This window comes from Bradyrhizobium sp. CW1 (assembly GCF_023100665.1).
Classification (GTDB): domain Bacteria; phylum Pseudomonadota; class Alphaproteobacteria; order Rhizobiales; family Xanthobacteraceae; genus Bradyrhizobium; species Bradyrhizobium canariense_D.
In genome coordinates this window covers 6,838,181-6,860,362 of record NZ_CP064684.1, presented here as the reverse complement: position 1 = coordinate 6,860,362, position 22,182 = coordinate 6,838,181, and the positions used below count along the sequence as shown (strand labels likewise).

The window sequence follows — 22,182 nt, the reverse complement described above, 5'->3', positions numbered from 1 at the left end:
ATGGGCAAACCGCGGGAGATTGCCAGAAGACCTGTCGCTTCCGCACCACGAGCTGTCCGATGAGGTGATATGCGCCTGCTGATCGCGAACTCGCTCGAGCGAAAATCCTAAAAAAACAAGAAACTAGCATTACAGTTGCTTTTTTGATTTGAAGTGGGCGCGTTGAGCGGCAGCCTGGTGAGCTCTGCGCCAGAAGGACCATGCGATGATGTGTGCGGGTTGAATCCGCTTCCGCGCAAGTCTGATAGCAATGCGGCGGATTTCCTGGATTGACCAACGGATCAGTGGTGGGGTGGTTATGTTTTGGCTTTTGCCGGGGGGCGCCGTTTCGTTTTTTTGGGCGGTGGCGGATTAGCGCGATGTCGGATCGCGGCCATCATGGCGAAGGCGAGCATCACCAAGGACACATGACGGTGCCAGCCATGCCAGGATCTGCTCTCGTTGTGATCGAGCCCGAACTCGTTTTTCGCCGTTTCAAAGCTGTCCTCGATCGCCCATCGATGGCCTTCGACCGCGACCAGCGTTTCAATGGCTGTTCCCGCTGGGCACCAGGTGGTGAAGAAGGCGAGGTCATCATCGGCAATGCGACGACGGATCAGTAGACCGCGTGTCCACAAACCGTCATTTGCACTGTTGGACTGCTCGGCCTCGAGATCCGCCAATTCGAGATAACACCAATCGTGCAGCCGCGGTCCTTTGGTTCCGGCTCCCGCCGACAGGCGCTTCCAGTCGGATGAGCGCCGCGTCCGGGCGAGGTCTGCAGCCGTACCGGCGACCGGCGGTCGCTTGCCCCAGGATCGAAACACATGAGCGCTGCTGACCCCAAGCACGTAGCCTTTGCCTGCCCGACGTAGTTGCTGTTCGATGTTGCCAACACCGTAGACGGTATCACCGGCAACCCACTTGAATGGTACAGACCCGGCTATCGCGCGTGCGATCATTCTCGTCGCAAGCTTTGGTTTGGTCGCAAAGCCGACATCGGCAGGCACATATGTGGCTTCCAGACGATCTGGATCGTCGGTCCATTCCTTCGGAAGATACAACGCGCGATCGATGAACGCATGGCCATGACGCGAAACGTAGGCAGCGAAGACGCCGATCTGGCAGTTCGTGATCTTTCCTGCCGAACCAGTGTATTGCCGCGCCACTCCGCATGACGCTTTGCCCTGTTTGAGAAAACCGGTCTCGTCGATCACGAGCACCGCATCGTCATCCGCCAAATGCTCGATGACATAGTCGTGCACGATATCGCGCAGGGCATCAGCGTCCCAGTCTCCACGACCCAGAATCGCCTGCTGCCGCCATGGGCCGGGATCGCCAGCCGCCTCCGCGCGCATCCAACCGGTCTTGCGCTGCTCATCTCCGAGCAGACCTTCCAGGAACAGACCTGCATTCGTCGCAACACGCTCTTGCGTGAACAACGGACGTATCCGTTGCTTGATCTCTCGAAGCGACGCCGCCCACAACGCAAGCGTCGCCTCAACCGACGCGGCCCGCGCCCACGACATTCGAATCATGGTTGCCCATGGATTCAGAAGCCCGCAACAAAAGCAACTGTAATGCTAGGGTCTGTACCTAATTAGCGAGTTCTGATTCCCTCGTGCCAAGTTGATTCGGCACGGGGGACTTCGATGCGCAGAGGACTGTTCTGGCTCAACGACAAGCAGTGGGCTCAGATAGAGCCGCATCTGCCAACGAACCAGACCGGCCCGGCGCGCGAAGACGATCGACGCATTATCAGCGGTATCATTCACATGCTCCAGTGCGGCGCACGCTGGCGCGATTGCCCGTCCGACTATGGCCCTTACACGACGATCTACAATCGGTTCAATCGCTGGGCTAAGCGCGGACATTGGCAGGCGATCTTTGAAGCGCTCGCCCGCTGCGGCAAGGACCGAGTGGCTTTGTCGATCGACTCCACCTCGATCAAAGCGCATCGCTCGGCGAGCGGCGGAAAAGGGGGGAGTGTGAACAGGCGATCGGCCGCTCGCGCGGTGGGCGGACCACGAAAATCCACGCGCTGAGCGACCCTGATTGCAAACCTTGCGCATTTCATCTCACTCCGGGACAAGCCGCAGACATTGCCGCAGGGCCGGCCCTTTTGAAGCTCGCGCCGCCCATGTCTTCCCTCATTGGGGACAAAGGCTACGATGGCGACGGCTTTCGCGCCGAAATCGTCAATCGCGGCGCGAAACCCGTCATTCCAAACAAATCCAACCGGGTAACCCTCCACAGCTTCAGCAAGCGCCTCTATAAAGGGCGCAATGTTATCGAGCGCTGTTTCTGCCGGCTCAAGGATTTCAGGCGTGTTGCTACTCGCTACGACAAACTTGCCAGAAACTTCTTGGCCGCCGTCCACCTCGCCGCTCTCGTCGCTTATTGGATCAATTGAGTCTGAACCCTAGCACTACTTTGGCAGATTGTTGATTTTGCCGCGATTTATAGGATTCCCGAATCAATTGTTCAATGATTCATGGGTGGTCGGCTCTTGGAGGGCTGACCATGCCGGGATGGGAAGACGAACTCGAACGCTGGCTGATGCCGTTCTTGGACCGGCTGGGTCATAAGACCCGACAGCGGATGTGTCCTCTATATGTTGCGGGATTGATCGGTCCTGGCGATCGCAAGAGCGTTCAGCCGATGGCGGAACGCCTTGCCACGAGCAACTACGACCAGTTGCACCATTTCATTGCGGACGGCGTCTGGAACGCGACGCCGCTAGAGACAGAGCTGCTCAACCAGGCGGACCGACTTGTCGGCGGCAGGGATGCGGTGCTGGTTATTGATGACACCTCACTGCCGAAAAAGGGTGAGCGATCGGTCGGTGTTGCGGCTCAATACGCGTCGGCTCTCGGTAAAACTGCAAATTGCCAAACGCTGGTGTCTTTAACGCTTGCGCGCGGGGAAGTGCCCGTGATGGTCGCGTTACGTCTCTTTCTGCCTGACAGCTGGACAAGCGACATGCCTCGCTTGAAGCGCGCTCGCGTGCCAGTCGAACACCGAACGCCGCGGTCCAAGCCGGAGATCGCTTTGGCCGAGATTGACCGCGCGATGGCAGCCAACATACGCTTTGGATGTGTGCTGGCGGATGCAGGATACGGCCTCAGCGCGCCGTTTCGACAAGGGCTAACAGAGCGCGGGCTGGCCTGGGCGGTCGGTATCCCTCGGCACCAGAAAGTGTATCCGGTCGATGTGAAGCTCATTTGGCCGATCACCAAAGCCCGTGGCAAACCACGAAAGCACCACGTGCCCGATATCTTATCGATTGCGGCAGAACAAATGCTGGCCAGCGCCAAATGGAAAACCGTGAGTTGGCGCAGCGGGACGAAAGGTCGGCTCAAAGCCCGATTTGCTGCTCTCCGTGTCCGCACCGCCGACGGCCCTCCGCAGCGGATATGGGATAAAGGTCAGCAGCATCTCCCAGGCGACGAAGCCTGGCTCATTGGCGAGCAACGTGCCTCCGGGGAGAAGAAATACTATCTCGCCAATCTTCCGGCGACGACGGATCTGCGCACGCTGGCCGCCACCATCAAGGCACGGTGGATTTGTGAGCAGGCGCATCAACAGTTGAAGGAGGAACTTGGACTTGATCACTTCGAAGGGCGATCATGGCAAGGTCTTCATCGCCACGCCCTTATGACAATGATTGCCTACGCCTTCCTGCAACATCGTCGCCTCGCAAACGCGGGGCGAAAAAAAAAGAATCAACGGGCCTCCGCCTCAACCGACTATGCCCGCCGTACGTCACGCCATCGTCGATCTCATCCTTCGGCCGCCGCCCCAGCAGTGCCCACATTGCCGAAAGCAAATCCTTGAAAAACAGCGGCGAAAACACATTCTGCCAAAGTAGTGCTAGGTCATCACCTTGCTTTTCTGCAAACACTTCTTCACCGCAAACCATCGCGAACGAAGACTGATGATGTTGGATCTCCCCCGCAAGAACTACGAGACCCTAAACGCCAAGGTCCGTCTTTGCTGTTCGGAATGCAGCGATCACTCTCTCTATGTCGTCTGTACGATGCGCGGCACTTACCTGCATGCGAATCCGCGCAGCACCATCCGGCACGACAGGATATGAGAAGGGAACGACGAGAATGTCGCGCGCACACAAATACTCAGCAATCTGAACCGCGACTGCGGCATCGCCCGTCATGACGGGCACAATCGGGTGATCGCTGCCCAATACGTGAAATCCCAGATCGGTCATTCCTTGACGCAGCTGGCCAGTGCGAGCAGACAGATTTTGCCTAAGATCGTCTGCCTTCTCCGCCAGGTCGATTGCAGCCAATGACGCTTCACAGATCGCCGGCATTAGGGAGTTTGAAAACAGGTATGGGCGCGCACGCTGTCGCAACCAAGAAACGATCTCGCCACGGCCCGAGACGTATCCGCCAGAGGCGCCGCCGAGTGCTTTGCCGAGCGTGCCGGTAAGAATATCAATCCGATCTTCCAACCCATACCGCGCCGGCGTTCCACGCCCTTCTGGTCCGACAAACCCGACCGCATGAGAGTCATCGACCATAACCAAGGCCCCGTGACGCTTCGCTAGGTCACAGATCCCGGGCAGATTCGCCGCAGCACCATCCATGGAAAACACGCCATCGGTCACGACGAGCACTGTTCGACAATTGCTTGCCTCTCGTAGAGCCTGCTCTAACTGCCTCATATCATTATTGGCGTAGCGAAAGCGCTTCGCTTTGCAGAGCCGAATCCCATCTATGATGCTCGCATGGTTCAGGCTGTCGCTGATTACCGCATCGTCAGCGTCGAGCAGGGCCTCGAACAATCCCGCGTTCGCATCGAAGCACGAACCGAATAGGATCGTGTCCTCCGTGCGAAGGTAGCTGGAGAGCCTGCTTTCAAGCGCGCGATGAACTGAGTGCGTCCCACAAATAAATCGCACGGACGACATTCCAAAACCATGCCGCTCGAGACCTGCATGCGCGGCTCGCACCAGGGCAGGGTGATTGGACAGACCGAGATAGTTATTGGCGCACATGTTCAGGAGATCGCGCTCGCCAAGTGCGCGCAGATAAATATGCGTCGACTGGGGCGAAACGATCTCTTGTTCGACTTTTAGGAGATTATGCGATGATAGCTCATCGAGGTTGCCACGAAGTCGCTGACCAATTTGCGAGCGCATAGTTCGTTTCCGATCAGGGATAAATGATAGCCGTCGACCACGCGGGATCAGCGTGCTTTTGCCAGTACAGATCCGTGAGCCGGCGGGTGATGGTTCCGATCTGTCCTTGAGAGATCGTGGTGTCATCGATGCGCGTCACCGGCATAATCCCGCCGGCAGTGGAGGTGATGAACACCTCGTCAGCCTTCTTGATGTCGTCACGACTGATGTCGGCCGCAGTGGCGGCAAGCCCCATCTCTGCACAGAGATCAAAGACGGTCCGACGCGTGATACCCGGCAATACCCCAAAAGCCGGCGTTCTCAAAGATCCATCCTTTACAAGGAACACATTGAAGCCTGGTCCTTCCGCGACATGCCCCTTCGTATCTAAGATCAGCGCTGTCTCGGCACCTTTATCATAGGCGTCGAAAAGGCCTTTCACGAGGTCGAGCCAATGATAATTCTTGATGGTAGGATCGATTGAGTTGGGCGGGATACGGACGGTTTCGCTGATCGCGACATGCAAGCCTCTTTTCAATTGCTCCTTATTGGCAACCGAGCCATAAGGCACAGCAAACGCGATGAAGCGGTTCTCTGCTTGGCGAGGATCGCGGCTGAACGTCGGCGACGAACCTCGCGTGCAGATCATCTCAACGTAAGCCGATTTATGGCCCGACAAGGCGACACACTGCTCGAGGATCGACGCGATTCTCTCGCGGTCGTAAGGCAGCTTCATTCGAAGGCGTTCAACGCCTGCCAGAAAACGGTCAAGATGCAAATCTAACCGGAAAAACCGGGCGTTCCAGACGTGCACCGTGTCGTACGTTGCGTCTGAGTGCAGGAGACCCCAATCGAGCACAGAGATCTTCGCCTCGGACATCGGCAGGTATTGGCCATCCATGAAAGCGACCCCATGAGGGTAGCGCCGTTGGTCGATGTGATGCTTATCGATTGCTGAAAGCACAGTTGAGGGCTCTGTCATCGTAGTCATTTGCAATAGGAGGGGTTGAAACAAGCAACGAATTCTTGCTTCGTGAAGATAAGGATCTCGGACATGGTGCTCCATCAAGATGTCGGGGATCGAAATCGGTCGGCCCACTGGACTTAGTCGCATTAGAGTTTAACAGCTCCAAGGAGCCGCATTCCGCTGATGTGGCACCTCGCTTGGCCTAAATTCTGCGTCTGAATGGAATAGGTGAAGCTTTCACACGCCGGAGACGCGACTTGAGTGCTCCGTCGATCGCCGATGATCGGCTCGCTGTCGCACCACCAAGATCTGCAGAATTTCGTGGCGCAGAATGTGTGCGGTCCGTCGAATGGCGGGAATGTGGTGAGCGGGCAAGGAACATGGTGCTTCGCACAAACGAGCAAGATGGATCGGCGGCTCGGCAGCGCGAAGTAAAAATTTCATGCGGCTCCGATCCTCGTGTGAACGTGGTGCTGCAAAGTCCCTATTCGAAACCGGTGACTGGTCGTTGACGAGAACTCGATATACCAAGTATATTGAATGGCATGAAAGCAGCGTGCTTTCACTACTCACAAACGCAAAAGGGCAATGTATGCGGTCCGCATGCCGATCATCCTCCCGATTCCACACCATCACAGTTTGCGAGGCTCTGAAGGCACTACGTACAATTTCACGGCGGCCTGGCCGGGAGCAGGCTGTCGATAACAACCGGCTTCTCGATCAGCCTGCGGGATGAACAAGAACTGCCAGCTTCTGGGGATGGCTACTCCTTCTAACGCGCACTTGATCGTCGCTCTCCTGTCGCCGAAGGCCATCGCTCGCCACGAGCGATCCAACCCACCTAGTAAACTATTCGCGGCTTGAACTGGAAAAACGGAAAACTCGCCATGAACGAAATCAGACATAACCTGGATCTCGCTCGCGCGCTGACCAACGCGGAGGAGCGTTACTCCAGACAACACCCGCTGAGCCGTGCCTACATAGAGCGCGCATCCCGATTCATGCCCGGGGGAAATACACGATCCGTTCTGTTCTTTAAGCCCTTTCCCTTCGTCATAGAGACGAGCTCGGGCTGTCGAGTTCAAGATCTCGACGGCAATGATTATGTCGATTTCCTCGGCGAATACAGCGCCGGGCTTTTCGGACACTCAGAGCCAACGATCAAAGCAGCTATTCAGCACGCTATTGAAGCGGGCTGGGTCCGTGGGGGCTACATCGAGAACGAGGCGCGCTTGGCGGCGTCGCTGTGCTCGCGGTTTCCATCTGTCGAAAGCATCCGGTTCACGAATTCGGGCACCGAAGCGAATCTGATGGCCTTGGTGACAGCCAGAGCCTTCACCACACGTTCGAGAATTATGGCTTTTCGCGGAGGTTATCACGGGGGCGTATTGCTTTATAAATCTGGCGATTCAGTTCAAAACGCGCCGTTCCCGCTCGTGCTCTGCACTTACAACGAGATAGAACAGACCGTGGCTGCGATTGATCGCGAGGCGGGCGACCTCGCGGCGGTTATCGTTGAACCGCTGCAGGGTTCGGCAGGATGCATTCCGGCCAGCCGGGAATTCCTGTCTGCAATTCGCGGCGCTTGCGAGCGGCATGGCATCATTCTCATCTTTGATGAAGTCATGTGCTCTCGCCTTGCGCCCGGTGGGCTCCAGGGCGCCCTGGGAATTACGCCAGACCTCACAACGCTCGGCAAGTACCTCGGCGGGGGAGCTTCGTTCGGCGCCTTTGGAGGGCGCGAGGATATAATGGCGCTCTACGATCCAAATCGGCCGGATGCGCTTGCTCATGCCGGAACCTTTAATAACAATGCCATATCCATGGCTGCGGCCGTGGCTGCGGCAGACGTATTGACTAGCGAGCGTCTCGTGCAACTAAACGCCATGGGCGATGCGCTGCGGGCGAGGCTTAACGGGATCTCGCAAGCCCGTGCGCTGCCCATACAGTTCACTGGACGCGGCTCGATGATGAACATTCATTTCCGAGAGGGCGACATCCGCACCATCGCGGACACGGAGACGGAAGATCCGAATGCAAAGCCCTTCTTTCATCTGGAGATGTTAGAGCGTTGCCAATACCTGGCCCGCAGGGGCATGCTCACCTTGTCTCTACCGATGACCGCAAGCGAGCTCGATGGCTTAGCAAGCGCATTCGAAGATTTCCTCCAGTTGAATGGAAGGTTGATCGCAGCCTCCTGCGCGCCTTGACCTAGCTACCTAGAGAGAAAACGCCCCCCAGCGCGAAATGTGCACAGTGGAGGCGCCGGTCTGAGCGTGAACCGCATTACATGCTATTAGGCAGCTCTTACTTCGCCCGCCGATTGAGCCGAGCCGATCGCCTAAGCATCGGTTCGGCCAGCTGCGCAAGCTTTGGCAGAACCGTTCCTTGGAAAGATGCTCCCGGGCAAATGGCAAAAAATCCCAAGTGCAGGCGCCAACGAGCCGAATCGCCGTCGCCTCTTAAGTGATGGCGCTGCTCTACAACCGCATCTTTCGCCCACATTCTCCTGGCTCCTATCCCTTAGAGGTCCTCGAGCAGGTTCGTTCATGTGGCCGTCAGTGCAATGATACTGATTTAGATCGATAGTGCCGCTCCGCGGGGCCTCCAATAACTCATCGCAAAGATGCTCGAGAGCTCAGCCATCAGGGCAGGAGTCGCCTAGATTTTTGACCGTTAACCTGTTGCGGACGCCCGCACGCTTCGGACGATGTTTAACTTCTTTGTGCCTCGCGATGTCGCGGGCAAACCACGGGACCACGTCAGCTGCCCATTCGGTATTTTGAATGACTGCTTGCAGCAGCTTCTCCAACATAAGCCGGTATGGCCCGTAGCTGGCTAAACAATAGCTACTGACCAAAATGTCAGCGAGAGGAGAGTAGGAGTCCTCCGCGGTGTGTGCCCCATTCGCACAAGCATGATACGGCATCAATCGGTTTGCGCTCAATGGTCGCATCAATCGATCCGAGCGATCGTGCACCAGTGCCGACACTTCGTTCTTCCCCAGTGCGTAGGAGAGTTTGTCACTCGCCCTGTAGCGGCCAGCGGGCCGCAACGCGAATCGCAACGTTGCGCTCCACGGTTCGGCGCCGGCTCTTTCGGCGTGTAGTTGTCACCGCTCGATATAGTGAGTATATTAAGTTGGTATTTCACTTAGACCGGAGGGGCGGGTCATGGCACCTATTGCTTGCGATATCTTGATCAAGAATGCGTGTGTACTGAGCATGGACGCGAAACGCACGATCTATCGACCTGGTGCGGTTGCGATTACCGGCCGGAACATCCTGATGGCGGGACCGGAGCGCGACATTCTGCCGGCAGTCGCGCCAATTCGCGTGATCGACGCGGGTGGCGCGGTGGTGCACCCGGGCTTCGTCGAGGCGCACTACCACACGACCATGCATCTCACTCGAGCCTCGATCACCGACGATCCCAAGCGTCCCGCGGTGGGAAAGTCGGGCGCCGACGGGAGGGCCGCGAAGCCGATTTACGCCGAATGGGTCGATGCAATGACCGACGAAGACGAGCACGCCTCCGCTTTGCTGGCCTGCCTCGAGATGGCGCGCAACGGCTACACCTGTTTCATGGATCCGGGCACCGTGCTCGAACCCGATACGGCGGCCACCGCGGCCGAGGCGGTAGGTATTCGCGGATCGCTGGCCGACCCCTACCTTTCAGACTCCTTGGGAGGAACACAATTAGCAGCGCTTGACCGCGCGCCGCCATCCCTTGAACGCAGCCTCAAGCTGATGGGAAATGAGCTCCGCAGGAACAAGGACCCGAACGCCCTGATCGGTGGACATGTCGCGGTCTATGGTTCCGGGTCGGCGTCAGATACCTTGATGCTTGCAGCAAAGAAATGTGCCGACGACAACAGCGTGATCTACACCCAGCACCAATCCTTCCTGCCCCAGGCCGTCGAGACAGAAGACAAGCGCCTAGGCAAGCACGCCCTTGTCCATTTCGAGGAGATCGGCGTACTGGGTCCAAATGTCAGCTTCGTACACATGAATATTCTGCGCGACGACGAGGTGAACGCGATCGTACGCTCGGGAATGTCCGTGATCTGGCATCCCGGCAATTTCTTTTTCTACGGCATCGGTGAGTCGGCCCGGCAACGTATGCTGGAGTTGCGCGCGCGGGGCACCAATCTCGGTTTAGGAAGCGACCTGTGCAAGCTATGGACATTTGGCGAGTTGCCTTACATCGCCTATCTCGCAAGCCGCACCCAAGGTGGTTACATCTCCCCGGGCAGCCTGTTAGAGATCGCGACGCTGGGGGGCGCGAGGGCCATGGGCTGGCAAGATCGCATCGGCTCCCTTGAACCCGGCAAGCGCGCAGACCTGGTAATCCGACGCAATGACTTGCCTGAAGCGTGCCCGGGCACTGACCCGGTCTTCGAGACCGTTCTGGTCGCGCGCTCCAAATCGGTGGATACTGTGATCTGCGATGGCCAAATCATCGTCAAGGGCGGCCATTCCACCCGCTTGGACGAGCGGGTCATCTACCTATCCGCCTGCGCCTCTGCTCGCAGGCTGATGGCCAAGACCGGGTTAAAGGGAGACCTGGACTGGCCCATCGTGGCGGGAGATATGGACTGGGAGTTCATTGGGGGCTGAAGAGAGTCATAGCGTCGGTGGCTGCGTTGGGTTAGGCCGTGCTAGCAGCTAACACCCGGGGCCGACGCCGCAGTTTGGCCGCGTCTGCGGCGGCATCACGCCGTCACTGCCTTCATTTGCTGGCGAAGCGCTCGGCCCGAAAAAGCGCACTGTAATTCTGAGTCCTCCCATTGGAGTTGCGAGGCTTCCCAAGTTGTCCTACCAAGGATGATAGGGCGAGCCGCTAAGTTCGGGTGTGTTCTCAATCGAATTCCCGAAAATGGTTACTGTGCTTGCGACTGACCGGTCCGCGACGGATGAGATTGTGCAGAGTGTGAGGGGCGAGAGGATCAGATGCCGTGATGGCGACCATTCTGCTTTTATTCTTTGCGAAGTAGGATTTCATGATGGCTAAGCGGCAGACATCTGAATCGGAACGACTGGCAGAGAATGACGGTTTCCTTTATCGATCGGTCTCTCGAAAACTGAGAAATCTAATCGATGGCGGGACATACAAGCCCGGTGCGCAACTGCCTAGCGCCGTAGAACTCGCCAGGGATTTTGGAGTCAGCACGATCACTATCCGGCGCGCGATCCGCGACCTTTCGCTCGAGGGTCGTCTCGTCGGCCGACAGGGCCTTGGTGTTTTCGTCGCAAGTAAGCGCAGGATCGTGCGCGTTATCGGGTTAGACTACGAAGATACTTTTCGCAAGGCGGGCCTGAAGCTCAGCATCCAAGTGCTCCAACTGACGCTAGTCGATTCGACTAATGGTGGTCCAATTGAACTTGAGAAGTCAGACATGGGATACCGGCTTGATAAGATCATTCTCGCAGATGACGAGCCCGTGGTCCTGGATACGACTTGGTTTCCCAACAAGTTCGCCGATGTTCTGATACCTAAAATCCGAGAGCGTCTGATAACGCCGCTGATCGAAGCTCACGCCGAGTTCGAGCACATGGACTACCAGGTCGAAGGTTCGACGGCCACAGAGGAGCAGGCCGCGCTTCTAAAGGTGGTGCCTGGCTTCCCCGTGCTCGCAATGCAATATAACGCCATTGGGCGGGGCGGTGAGGAGCTGTTTGTGGGCCGCGCCATTTCGCGCGCCGATCACTTCGTCTATCAATTTCGCCAGGCGGCCAAGGGCTCTTCGCGACCAAACTCACGTAAGCGAAAGAAGTGACTCCAAGCAATTAGGCTTAGAGAGGATACTTCTGTCCGGGCTAGATAGATCCAGCCGTTTGCGCGCTAAACAGCGATCAGATCGGGGAAGTCGTCATCGTGATTTCGAAGATTGTTTAAGCAGGATCTTTTGCAAAAGCCGCTGCACGCCTTTCCGGACCATGCTTTAAACACAGCCAGTCTGAGCTGAACGCTGGCACAATGCGAGAGTTCCGCCATCTCCAGCAGATCGCGCTTGAGCGCGATCTTGGCTCTTACAATTCGCGCGCAAATGCGCAGATGACCCAGATGACCTCATCGTCCAAATAGATGGAATGGCCTCCCAAGTGCGCGACGCATCCATCTCTTCGTCGCGGCGAATATTCATATGCACAAAGCTGAGAAATAAACCCGAGCGCGCCAATTACTCGAAATGGACACGGACGAGTTTGCTGGGTCGCCGTTTCAGATCGTTGACATCTACTAAATATACTATGTATATATTCTTCGATAATGAATGCTGAAACGTCTAGGCTTCAGCGATTCGTCAGGAATGAGAGGGGAAGTCGGATGCAACCTCCAACCAAGAATCGCGGGCCGGAATGAACCAGACCGCCATTGCCTCCCAGACCTCGCAACTAGAACTACGCTATGAATGACGCTTTTCCAGCTGTCGAAACGCTACGCGTCCGCGGCCTTCAAGCTGATGCCGAAATCTTGGTTGACAAGTGGGGCATTCCGCACCTACGCGCGCAATCCACCAAGGATGGCTTTTTCCTCCAAGGCTTTAATGCGGCGCGCGATAGGTTGTGGCAGATGGACTTGTGGCGCAAACGAGGTCTCGGGCGACTTTCCGCTTCCTTTGGTCCCGGATATCTGGAGCAAGATATCGCCGCGCGTTCTGTCCTGTACAGAGGCGATATGCACGCGGAATATAACTCTTATGCCGATGACATGGAGGAAATCTGTAACGCCTTCACGGCGGGCATCAATGCGTGGATCGACTTGTGTGCGGATGAACCCGTACGCCTTCCGCCTGAGTTCAACCTGACCGGATCAAGGCCCGAGAAGTGGCGGCCCGAGGACGTCGTGCGCATCCGCAGCCACGCGCTGACGCGCAACGCTGCCTCCGAGATCTTGCGCTGCGTCATCCTGGCTGGGGCAACGACAGAGGCGGACCTTCTGCGCGCGAATCTTGAACCGCGAGTCGAGCCGGGCAGCGCCAGCGGACTCGCCGCAGAAGGCTTGCCGCTTCACATTCTCGACCGGTATAAATTGGCAACTGCAGCCGTGAGCTTTGAGCCGGGGCGGCTGCAGGCCACCAGGGCTGAGGCCTGCAAATGGACAAAGGTCAATGCTCTGTCCGACGTAATCGCCGATGCCCACTGGTCTGGTTCGAATAACTGGGCTGTCGACTCCTCGCGTTCGGCGTCGGGGCGTCCTGTCATTGCCACTGACCCGCATCGCCTACATGCTCTTCCAGCGTTGCGTTACCTGGCGCATCTTAAGACGCCGGACTTCAATGTGATCGGCACGGGCGAGCCGATCGCTCCCGGCCTATGCATGGGCCATAACGGTACTTGTGCATATACGGGAACGATTTTCCGCGCAGATCAAGAGGACGTCTATTGTTATCAGATCAATCCCGAAAACGCTCTAGAGTATCGGTTTGAGAATCGATGGGAACCAATGCAGGTTCTGCCTGAGATCTTCGAAATCAAGGGGTACCCTTCCGAAACTCACGCGCTGCATTTTACCCGTCACGGCCCCGTGCTCCTTGAACAGCCCGAGTTGAACCGCGCCTTTGCTTTGCGATCGGTTTGGTGGGATCCCGGCACCTGCGCCTATCTCGCTGGGGTTTCGATTATGAGATCTCGCAACATTGACGAATTCCGGACAGGCGTTTCTCGCTACGCTACGCCATCGCTTAATCATGTTTATGCCGACACTTCCGGCAATATTGCCTGGCTGCCATATGGATCCATTCCAGTCCGGCCGAATTGGAACGGGCTCATGCCGGTTCCGGGCGATGGCCGATACGAATGGCAAGGGCGCTTGGAGCTGGACCGAATGCCGAATAAAATCAATCCGGCAGAGGGGTTCGTCGCTTCTGCGAATGAAGCCAACCTACCAGCGGACTGGGCGCATGACGCCGTTCCTATTGGCTTCGAATGGGTGGAAAAGAGTCGTGCGCGGCGAATCCAAGATGTCTTGAGTAAGTCGACAAGTCACCGCGTCGAAGACAGCTGCGTCCTGCAGACAGACGCCCTTTCGTGGCCGGGAATGCGTCTGCAAAAGCTGGTGCGCCAATCGAGGCTGGAGCGCATCCCGCAGTTGGTCGAGATTGCCCGACTGCTCCTGGACTGGGATTGCGTGCTCTCCATCGATTCGGCGGCCGGACTTGTGCAGGAATGGTGGCTCCATAAGCGATTAAAACCCGCCGTGTTCGCGCTGTTTGTACATGATCCTATGCTTCGTGGGCTGATGCTCCCTGGCGACGTCGAGGGAATTCTGACAGCGTTAGAGACTCCAGCATCCGTATTTGGCCCATCCCCGCAGGCAGGGCGGAATGCAATACTCAGTTCGACTTTGATTGAGACCGTAGCTGACATATCTGAAAAGTTTGGCTCCGACCCGTCGTGCTGGAAATGGGGCGATCTGCATCACGTTTATTTCGAACATGCCTTGAGCCGCTCTGTGCAGCCTGAATGGAAGATGCGCGCTGATGTTGGTCCGGCGCCCATGCCTGGCTCCGCTTCAACCGTGCTACATGCGGGCTATCGGGAGGACGATTTCCGGACCGTGGTCGGTGCGTCCGTTCGCTTTGTTTTGGACGTTGGCAATTGGGATAACTCGCGCTGCATCAACGTCCCTGGGCAGTCCGGCGATCCGCGCAGCCCATTCTATTCCAACCTTTTTCAAACATGGTCTGAAGGGGGATATGTCCCGTTTTTGTATTCAGACGAGGCGGTGGACGCGGCTGTGGCGCAACGTATCTATGTCAGAGCAATCCCGGCTGATGGCTGAGCGGAGCGGGAGTGGTTGCGATCCGCTGTCTGCCAACGCGCTCTGATAAGGTAGATTGATGCGTATCGGCTGTCGAATGGATACGAGGCCTAAGGAGAGCACTATGGTTCGAGCCAATTGCACCATTCTAACCTGCGCTGTGACTGGATCGATTCACACACCGTCAATGTCTCCATTTCTTCCGGTGACTGCGGAGCAAATTGCTGCGGAAGCGATTGCAGCAGCAGAAGCCGGAGCTGCCATAGTTCACCTGCACGCGCGCAACGCTGTCGATGGCTCTCCGGATCAGCGTCCGGAATCATTCCTGCCTTTCCTCAGCGTCATCAAACAGCGATCGAACTGCGTGATCAACCTAACCACCGGCGGCGCCGCAACTATGTCAATTGAAGAGCGCTTGAGGCCCGCCGCAGCCTTTAAGCCAGAGGTTGCGTCTCTGAACATGGGTTCGATGAATTTCGGACTATATCCCATGCTCGAACGCTTTAAGAAGTTCGAGCACGCTTGGGAGCAGCCGTATCTCGAAGGATCCAGAGACCGCGTTTTCAGAAATACGTTTGCAGACATCGAGAAGATATTGACCAGTTGCGCCGAGGCCGGAACTCGTTTTGAGGTCGAATGCTATGACATCGGACATCTCTATACTCTGGCGCATTTTGCCGATCGTAAGATAATTGCACCTCCATTCTTCGTGCAGAGCGTGTTCGGAATTCTGGGCGGAATCGGTGCCGACCCCGAGGATATCCTGATGATGAAACGGACGGCTGACCGCTTGTTCGGATCGGATTATCACTGGTCTGTGCTGGGAGCTGGCCGCAACCAAATGAAAGTGGGCGCCATCGCAGCCGCGATCGGGGGGCATGTACGTGTCGGACTCGAAGATTCGCTCTGGAGCGGTCCGGGTAAACTGGCCACCAGCAGTGCCGAGCAAGTGCGCATCGCTCGCACAATTATTGAAGGGCTGGGTCGGACGGTTGCTACGCCCGATGAAGCTCGTGAGCTCCTGTCGCTCAAGGGAGGAGATGCGGTAAATTTTTAGCGGATCGATATCGATCATGATTACCCACGTGTAGGCGCTGATGGCTGCAAGATCTTCCTATCAGGAATTCTATCGTTGGCTTGCTTGAGCGTGGTAAGGCAAGCACCACGCGGTACGGACCGGCATAAAGCGCCCGATCGCGCAGAGATGCGGACGCAATCGGTTGTTGTCCCACAGACCCTCCGCACCTCGGCGACACCGGCAGCGAAACTCTGAGCTGGCGCTTATGAATCCAACGAGTGTTGAGTGTTCATTTGGCGCTCCAACTAGTGCCACTGAACACGACACGCTATATGATGCATTCCTTTTCGGTGCCAAATCCGACGGCACCGTCCGAAAGTGGCTGCCTCGCACGTTCCTTTGTATTGCCGTCTTGCCTCGGCGACCTTCGTCTACAATGCCGTCCTGACTAACGTCGAGAAGTGCGACAGGAACGCCTTTCCGCGGGCATTTGCGGTATGCCGATCTTTCCTCACGCTCAGACACATCTCTGTTGGTTTCCGCGGCTCTGAAGTGGGTGTTGGGCAATGAATGCTTCAACTTCTGGCGATAAATCGCAGGAATTCTGCTTCCTGACGCGTCATATTAGTCAACGTCAGCTTCACGGGCCCGGTACTATGTCTCTAAGTGCATTGGCGATACGAGGTGAGAGTGTTTTGGGAAGGGGCCGCTGTATGTGAGCGGCGCCCCAGCGGAGCGTCACCCGCGTCGTTTGCGGTGGTCTGCGAGCAGTGCGGGCGACTCACGATGGGAACCGGTCCCCTGTAGCGGAGGTAGAGGTCTCATTAGAGTTCGGAATGCGCGAAGCGCTTGCGCTAATATTCATGGCTAAGAGTAGAAGGTCGATGTCAAACAATTCACAATTCACGTCTGGGAAGCTACCGCGCACCGTTGGGTTGTTGGGGGGTGGGACGATCGGCGGCGGGTGGGCCGCACGATTTGCCCTCAACGGAGTGGATGTGCGGCTATATGATCCAGCTCCCGGTGCGCTCGAGCACGTTCAAAATACTGTGGACCATGCACGCCGGATATTTCAACGACTGACGCGGGTCGCGCTGCCAAAGGAAGGTTCTCTGACGCTTGTCAAGTCGGTCCCGGACGCGGTGCGCGACGTGGATCTCGTACAGGAGTCTGCGCCAGAGCGCCTGGAGCTCAAGCAGGAGCTGCTCGCGACGGCCAGTCGTGCGGCGCGACCTGACGCGCTGTTCTGTTCCTCGACCTCGGGTCTTCGTCCGTCTTTGCTGCAGGCGAAAATAGAGCATCCCGAGCGTCTGCTCGTTGCTCACCCTTTCAATCCTCTATATTTGCTCCCGCTCGTTGAGCTGTGCGCTGGGCAACAGACGGCGCCAGATGCTATGGCGCGGGCGGACGAGATTTACCGTATGATCGGTATGCACCCGCTCGTAGTACGCAAGGAACTTGATGGATTTATCGCCAACCGATTGCAGGAAGCGATGTGGCGCGAGGCGCTGTGGCTGGTGCATGATGGCTCGGCGACTGTGCAGGAAGTCGATGATGCAGTCCGCTACTCCTTTGGCTTGCGTCGAGCCGTGGTGGGTCCTTTCCGAATGAGTGGCGGGGCGGCTGGGATTCGCCGCTACCTGGAGACGTGGGGGCCTATGCTAAAATGGCCATGGACCAAGCTGACCGACGTACCGGAACTCACCGAGGACTTTCTAGACACGCTGGCTGCGCAATCAGACGCGCAGGTGAAATCGGATAACCTTTCAGGCGCTGAGATCCTAGCGAAGCGCGACGAGGCGCTTGTGGCCGTGCTCCAGGGGCTGCGCGATCAGGAATTTGGTGCGGGCGAGACCTTGGCGCGCTGGGAACAGGGTCTGAAAGACCGCGCTACTGATTAGGGATATCCTCCTGGTTACCCCAACCCGGCGAGCAGTGGACCCGGCGTTGCTCCGGCGAAGGCGCTCACGAGTCCCTGCTAGTCCGAGGCGTCTGGCGCGAAATGATGGTTCGTCTTGAGTTCTCCGTCACGACGCCAGGCTATTCTGACAACGCCTCAATTGGCCCATTTGACGAGAGAAGATGGCGTCGTGCCAGAGAATGCGGTGGTTCTAATGCCCAGGCCATCGCGGCCGAACGGATCGGAAAGTGTGGCTATGAGTGAGGGACATGTTGGCGCGTTGGCACAAACCGCCTCATACGTTTCGTCCTTGCAAGGCGCGCGCACCGGGAGGGCGATCCTCGGCGAGCATACGAACAGCAAGTCGCCCTACACTTTATGCGCGGCATACTCGTAAAAGTATCAGCCCGACAAAGCAATGCCTCATGGCGAAGGACTAGTTATGCGGCCGTCAACCCTTCCGCTCTTCGGTGTCAAGGTCGTTGATTTCGGACAGTACATCGCCGGCCCGGCAGTGGCGATGATTCTCGCCGATCTTGGCGCGACTGTTGTACATATCGACCCACCATCCGGTCCCCTCTGGGACAGCCCGGCCAATGCAACCCTTAATCGAAACAAGCTGATCGTTTCGATCGATTTAAAGACTGAGGAGGGTTTGTCGCGAGCGCACACGTTGATCGCCGACGCGGATATCGTGATCGAGAATTTCCGCCCGGGAGTGCTGAGCCGCCTGGGGGTCGACTTCAGCTCTTTGCGCAAGACTCGCCCAGCCCTGACTACCGTTTCCATTCCAGGCTTTGCGTCCAACGATCAACTCCGTCGCGAGTGGCGCGCCTTTGAAGCGGTAATCGGGGCATCCTCCGGATTGTTCACCGATATGGGGTTGAACCGTGTCTTGAGGGGTATTGACCCGTCCTTTTCGCCGCTACCTCTGGCATCGGCCTACGGTACGATGCTAGCGGTATCGGCCGCTCTGCTTGCGCTTCAGGCGCGGGAACGCAGCGGAGTTGGTGACCAGATCGAGGTGCCTCTTGCATGCGCGGTGATGGAGGGACTTGCATATAATTCGATTAGCATTGACCAGCTTCCCCTTCGATATAAGTCGCCACGTGAGCGCGAGATAGCTCGGCGACGCGAATCGGGCCTGCCGATGAACCTCTCTTACCAGGAGACGCAGGAACTCCTTGACCCATTTGCCCGCAACTACAAATGCAAAGACGGGCGCATGTTCTTCGTCCTCTGCTCAGCCCACAAGCATCATACGAGGCGCTGCTTGCAGGTGTTGGGTCTGTATGACGAGCTCCTGGCGGAAGGGCTTGTCGAAGAGATGAATACTTATCTTTCGATGCGCGACTGGCGATCTGACATCTCACTCAGTTCGTCTCCTTTGCCGAAATCGTGGGCAGACAAGATCGCCGGGCGAATGAAGACCGTCTTTCTTACCCGCACCGCGGCAGAATGGGAGGACATTTTCGGTGAGCGTCGAATTCCGGCAGCACCGCAACGTTGGCTGCAGGAGTGGATCAGAGACGATCACGCAGAACGCGCGGGGCTGATGATCAAAGTCGATGATCCGGTGTATGGACGAATGACTCAGCCCGGACCTGTAGCCTGGCTGGAGGAAAGCGGGGAAGTGATGCTGAACCCAGCACCCCGAAGATGGGTCGCCTTTGATCAGGCCGTCGCGGCGTTCTCCAGCTTACCTGTAAGGCAGTTGTCGGCACGCAAGGCTGACAGATCGGCAGGGTGGCTCGACGGTGTGCGGGTACTAGACCTAAGCAATGTCATCGCTGGGCCGCACTCAGGATGCTATCTCGCCCGTTTCGGGGCAGAGGTGATCAAGCTCGACCCCGCCAGCCCGCTTTTCGACAGCTCTATAACAGTCATCTACGGCATGACCCATATGCGCGGTAAACGCTCGGTTCTGCTAGACATCGAGTCATCGCCTGGCCGAAAGGTTTTCGAGAGGCTCGTGAAGTCTGTTGATGTTGTAATCTGGAATGCAACTGACCGCCAGGTCGAGCGCGTTGGGCTTGATCCGCAGAGCCTCAAATCCCTCAATCCAGATGCGATCTTCTGCCAGCTCGATTGCTTCGGTGGCATCCGGCGCGGCCCACGAAGCGATTATCTCGGCTACGAGAATCACGTTCAGGCAACGACAGGCATTATGCTGAGATCCGGTGGTTCCGACGAAACGCCTGAGGAATACGCACACGTCGGTACAATCGACGTGATGGGCGGGTTCAGCGCGGCTCTCGGAGTAGCGGCGGCGCTTTATCAAAAGGCCAGGACCGGACGAGCAGGGAGGGCTCGCACGTCCCTATCGGCGCTCGCCGGTCTCTTGCAGATCCCGTTCTGCTACGACTACGCAGGACGTGGCCCCTTCGACGAACCGGCCGGGATAAATTCCAAGGGCTATGATGCCTTGAATCGGTTCTACACGGCCTCGGACCGCAGCCTCTTGCTCAGCGCATCCGAGCGCGATCTGCCGCGACTTGAAGGAGTTGCTAGGCTTCAAGGCGTTGCCGATGTGCCGAAGGAGGAACTGACCGCCTTCCTAGCCCATGCTATTGCTAAGGATTCTGCAGAGAATTGGATTTCGGCATTCAATACAGCCGGCGTCGGTGCCGCCATTTGCGAGAGTATCGCGGCCATTCGGTCGGGGCATTCGAGGCTTGCGGATGGTGCTCCGGGAACCGAACAAGGCAGCTACGCCTTCTCGATTTTCCGTGACCATCCCAGCGGGCATGTTCTCACGCAGGTTGATCATTACGCGGTCCGATCGACCGTCGGAAAAGTCTATGCTCTCCCTCCCGCGGAACAATACGGCGCTTCGACGCGCCAAGTTCTGCAGAAACTACAATACCGCGACTCCGAAATTGACGCGCTGTCCGGTGCGAAGGTTGTAAGCGAAGGCTGGAGTACCGAGTACTTGCCTACTTGAGAGACGAATGCGCGCTTGCAAAGCCTAAGGTCTCCTTAACAGGATCGACCAGGCGCTTGAAGCGCCAAACAACCCTTCGACCGTTTGCGACGGTAAAGGTACCACAACCGCAACTGATGCGGGTTGCGCTTCGACCAAAGAAGAAACACTTTTAGGAAGGGATCATTATCGTGATAGCTGAGCAAGCAGCCGGAAACCCAGAGGCAACGCAAGACCAAAGCGCAAAAGATCCTGCGCGTCGGCCGCTCCAGGGCATCCGCGTCGTGGACCTCACGCACGTCTTGGCTGGCCCGCTTTGCACGACGATCATGGCTGACCTAGGCGCCGATGTCGTGAAGGTCGAGAGGCTTGGTGCAGGGGATGTTTCACGCCAAGTCGATCCATTTCGCGATGAGGAAAGCTATTACTTTGCCGCTCTTAATCGCAACAAGCGCAGCTTGGCGCTTGATTTGAAGCGTGATGAGGGCCGGCTCGCCCTTGAAAAATTGGTGCAGCGAGCTGACGTTCTGGTCGAGAACTTCCGTCCAGGTACGCTCGACTCGCTCGGTTTTGGTTACGAGCGCCTTTTGCAGCTGAATCCTGGTCTCGTTATCTGTTCTATTTCTGGCTTTGGCCAGACGGGTCCGTTGCGGGACTACAAAGCATTCGACCTCGTAGCGCAAGCGATGACGGGATTGATGAGTCTGACCAGAGAACCAGGAAGACCGCCCTTGCGCATTCTTGTTGGGGATATTCTTACTGGCGTCTATGGCGCCCTCTCGGTCGCCTCGGCTTTGGTCGGACGCGTCAAGACCGGCAAAGGCTGTGTGATCGACCTCAGTCTATTCGAGTCTCTCCTTACAACCTTTCCGTACTTTGCGGGCCGCTACTTGGCGGATGGTGAACTCCCCCCGCCGGTAGATGCGGGTCCAAACGCGGTCCCCTATGATGTCTTTCCCGCCTCCGATGGCGAACTGGTCATCGCAGTCTATGGCGATCACATGTGGCCGTCACTGTGTAGTGTCCTGGAGTTGCCGGAGCTCGCCGCAGACGCAGAGCTGAAGACAAATGCGGGCCGTGTCAAACGATCAAAGGAGGTCGAAACTGCGCTTGTCGAGCGGTTAAAAGCAAAGACAGTTGCGCAATGGTGCGAAAAATTAGCGACCGCCGGAATTCCTCATGCTCCTATTCTTAACATCGGCGCTGCACTAGAGCATCCGCACACGCGCGCGCGGGGCATGATCGTCGAGTTCGAGCATCAGAAGTGCGGGACTGTCAAAGCCGTTGGTAGCGCCATTCACATCAATGGCGCTCCAGTCCCGGGATCTGCAACCCCCGGGCCGACGCTTGGAGAGCATACCGAACAAGTACTCGCTGAACTCGGCTACAGTTCGGCTGGCATCGCTCGACTTCGGCAAGAGGGTGCAATCGGATCATGATGTCCCAGCGGTCGAGCAAACAGATCGAGTCCGTTCGCGCTGGAGAGATG

At 57.3% G+C, this 22,182-nt stretch carries 13 protein-coding genes and 1 pseudogene; 11 read left to right on the top strand and 3 right to left on the bottom strand.

Translation table 11 applies throughout. The annotated features are described in order from the left end of the window. Positions 1-296: 296 nt before the first annotated feature. Positions 297-1,517, bottom strand: coding sequence for an IS701 family transposase (locus tag IVB54_RS32945; protein WP_247285483.1), 1,221 nt, complete (start codon positions 1,515-1,517; stop codon positions 297-299). Positions 1,518-1,631: 114 nt separating this feature from the next. Here IVB54_RS32945 and IVB54_RS32940 point away from each other — a divergent pair. The 3 genes and pseudogenes from IVB54_RS32940 to IVB54_RS32930 all read left to right on the top strand — a co-directional run. After that, positions 1,632-1,943, top strand: a pseudogene (locus tag IVB54_RS32940) (IS5 family transposase); the annotation flags it as partial. Then, positions 1,883-2,392, top strand: coding sequence for an IS5 family transposase (locus IVB54_RS32935; RefSeq protein WP_245286348.1), 510 nt, complete (start codon positions 1,883-1,885; stop codon positions 2,390-2,392). The pseudogene IVB54_RS32940 and the gene IVB54_RS32935, both read left to right, overlap by 61 nt. Positions 2,393-2,466: 74 nt before the next feature. Next, positions 2,467-3,816: an IS701 family transposase gene (locus IVB54_RS32930; protein ID WP_247363696.1), complete on the top strand. Its 1,350-nt coding sequence runs from the start codon at positions 2,467-2,469 to the stop codon at positions 3,814-3,816. A gap of 136 nt (positions 3,817-3,952) precedes the next feature. Here IVB54_RS32930 and IVB54_RS32925 read toward each other — a convergent pair whose 3' ends face one another. After that, complete coding sequence (locus tag IVB54_RS32925; RefSeq protein ID WP_247776781.1) at positions 3,953-5,143, bottom strand: glycine C-acetyltransferase; 1,191 nt, start codon at positions 5,141-5,143, stop codon at positions 3,953-3,955. A gap of 13 nt (positions 5,144-5,156) precedes the next feature. Continuing rightward, positions 5,157-6,104 carry an aminotransferase class IV gene (locus tag IVB54_RS32920; protein WP_247776779.1) on the bottom strand — a complete coding sequence of 316 codons (948 nt, stop codon included), beginning with the start codon at positions 6,102-6,104 and terminating at the stop codon, positions 5,157-5,159. A gap of 872 nt (positions 6,105-6,976) precedes the next feature. On the opposite strand from IVB54_RS32920, the gene IVB54_RS32915 reads away from it, so the two are divergent. The 8 genes from IVB54_RS32915 (at position 6,977) to IVB54_RS32880 (ending at position 22,132) form a co-directional block, all read left to right on the top strand. After that, positions 6,977-8,299 (top strand): aminotransferase class III-fold pyridoxal phosphate-dependent enzyme, encoded by a 1,323-nt coding sequence (locus tag IVB54_RS32915; RefSeq protein WP_247776776.1) that lies wholly within the window; start codon positions 6,977-6,979, stop codon positions 8,297-8,299. A 963-nt stretch (positions 8,300-9,262) separates the two neighbouring features. Next, positions 9,263-10,708, top strand: coding sequence for an amidohydrolase family protein (locus IVB54_RS32910; protein WP_247776774.1), 1,446 nt, complete (start codon positions 9,263-9,265; stop codon positions 10,706-10,708). A 383-nt stretch (positions 10,709-11,091) separates the two neighbouring features. After that, positions 11,092-11,868 (top strand): GntR family transcriptional regulator, encoded by a 777-nt coding sequence (locus tag IVB54_RS32905; protein ID WP_247776769.1) that lies wholly within the window; start codon positions 11,092-11,094, stop codon positions 11,866-11,868. Positions 11,869-12,497: 629 nt separating this feature from the next. Continuing rightward, positions 12,498-14,873 (top strand): penicillin acylase family protein, encoded by a 2,376-nt coding sequence (locus IVB54_RS32900; protein WP_247776767.1) that lies wholly within the window; start codon positions 12,498-12,500, stop codon positions 14,871-14,873. A 103-nt stretch (positions 14,874-14,976) separates the two neighbouring features. Further along, positions 14,977-15,909, top strand: a complete 933-nt coding sequence (locus IVB54_RS32895) for a 3-keto-5-aminohexanoate cleavage protein (protein WP_247776766.1) — start codon at positions 14,977-14,979, stop codon at positions 15,907-15,909. Between the two features lie 845 nt (positions 15,910-16,754). After that, on the top strand, positions 16,755-17,771 hold the full coding sequence (locus tag IVB54_RS32890; RefSeq protein WP_247776765.1) for a 3-hydroxyacyl-CoA dehydrogenase NAD-binding domain-containing protein: 1,017 nt from the start codon (positions 16,755-16,757) through the stop codon (positions 17,769-17,771). 441 nt (positions 17,772-18,212) lie between these two features. Next, entirely contained in the window at positions 18,213-20,714 is a 2,502-nt protein-coding gene (locus IVB54_RS32885; RefSeq protein WP_247776763.1) for a CoA transferase, read from the top strand. A gap of 170 nt (positions 20,715-20,884) precedes the next feature. After that, a complete protein-coding gene (locus IVB54_RS32880; protein WP_247776762.1) occupies positions 20,885-22,132 on the top strand; it encodes a CaiB/BaiF CoA-transferase family protein in 1,248 nt (415 codons plus the stop codon). The last annotated feature ends 50 nt before the right edge of the window (positions 22,133-22,182 follow it).

What these genes read in the sequence shown, in the direction of transcription:
- IVB54_RS32945 (WP_247285483.1), bottom strand. Translation starts at nt 1,517, where the DNA reads ATGATTCGAATGTCGTGGGCGCGGGCCGCGTCGGTTGAGGCGACGCTT.
- IVB54_RS32930 (WP_247363696.1), top strand. Translation starts at nt 2,467, where the DNA reads ATGATTCATGGGTGGTCGGCTCTTGGAGGGCTGACCATGCCGGGATGG.
- IVB54_RS32925 (WP_247776781.1), bottom strand. Translation starts at nt 5,143, where the DNA reads ATGCGCTCGCAAATTGGTCAGCGACTTCGTGGCAACCTCGATGAGCTA.
- IVB54_RS32920 (WP_247776779.1), bottom strand. Translation starts at nt 6,104, where the DNA reads ATGACAGAGCCCTCAACTGTGCTTTCAGCAATCGATAAGCATCACATC.
- IVB54_RS32915 (WP_247776776.1), top strand. Translation starts at nt 6,977, where the DNA reads ATGAACGAAATCAGACATAACCTGGATCTCGCTCGCGCGCTGACCAAC.
- IVB54_RS32910 (WP_247776774.1), top strand. Translation starts at nt 9,263, where the DNA reads ATGGCACCTATTGCTTGCGATATCTTGATCAAGAATGCGTGTGTACTG.
- IVB54_RS32905 (WP_247776769.1), top strand. Translation starts at nt 11,092, where the DNA reads ATGATGGCTAAGCGGCAGACATCTGAATCGGAACGACTGGCAGAGAAT.
- IVB54_RS32900 (WP_247776767.1), top strand. Translation starts at nt 12,498, where the DNA reads ATGAATGACGCTTTTCCAGCTGTCGAAACGCTACGCGTCCGCGGCCTT.
- IVB54_RS32895 (WP_247776766.1), top strand. Translation starts at nt 14,977, where the DNA reads ATGGTTCGAGCCAATTGCACCATTCTAACCTGCGCTGTGACTGGATCG.
- IVB54_RS32890 (WP_247776765.1), top strand. Translation starts at nt 16,755, where the DNA reads ATGTCAAACAATTCACAATTCACGTCTGGGAAGCTACCGCGCACCGTT.
- IVB54_RS32885 (WP_247776763.1), top strand. Translation starts at nt 18,213, where the DNA reads ATGCGGCCGTCAACCCTTCCGCTCTTCGGTGTCAAGGTCGTTGATTTC.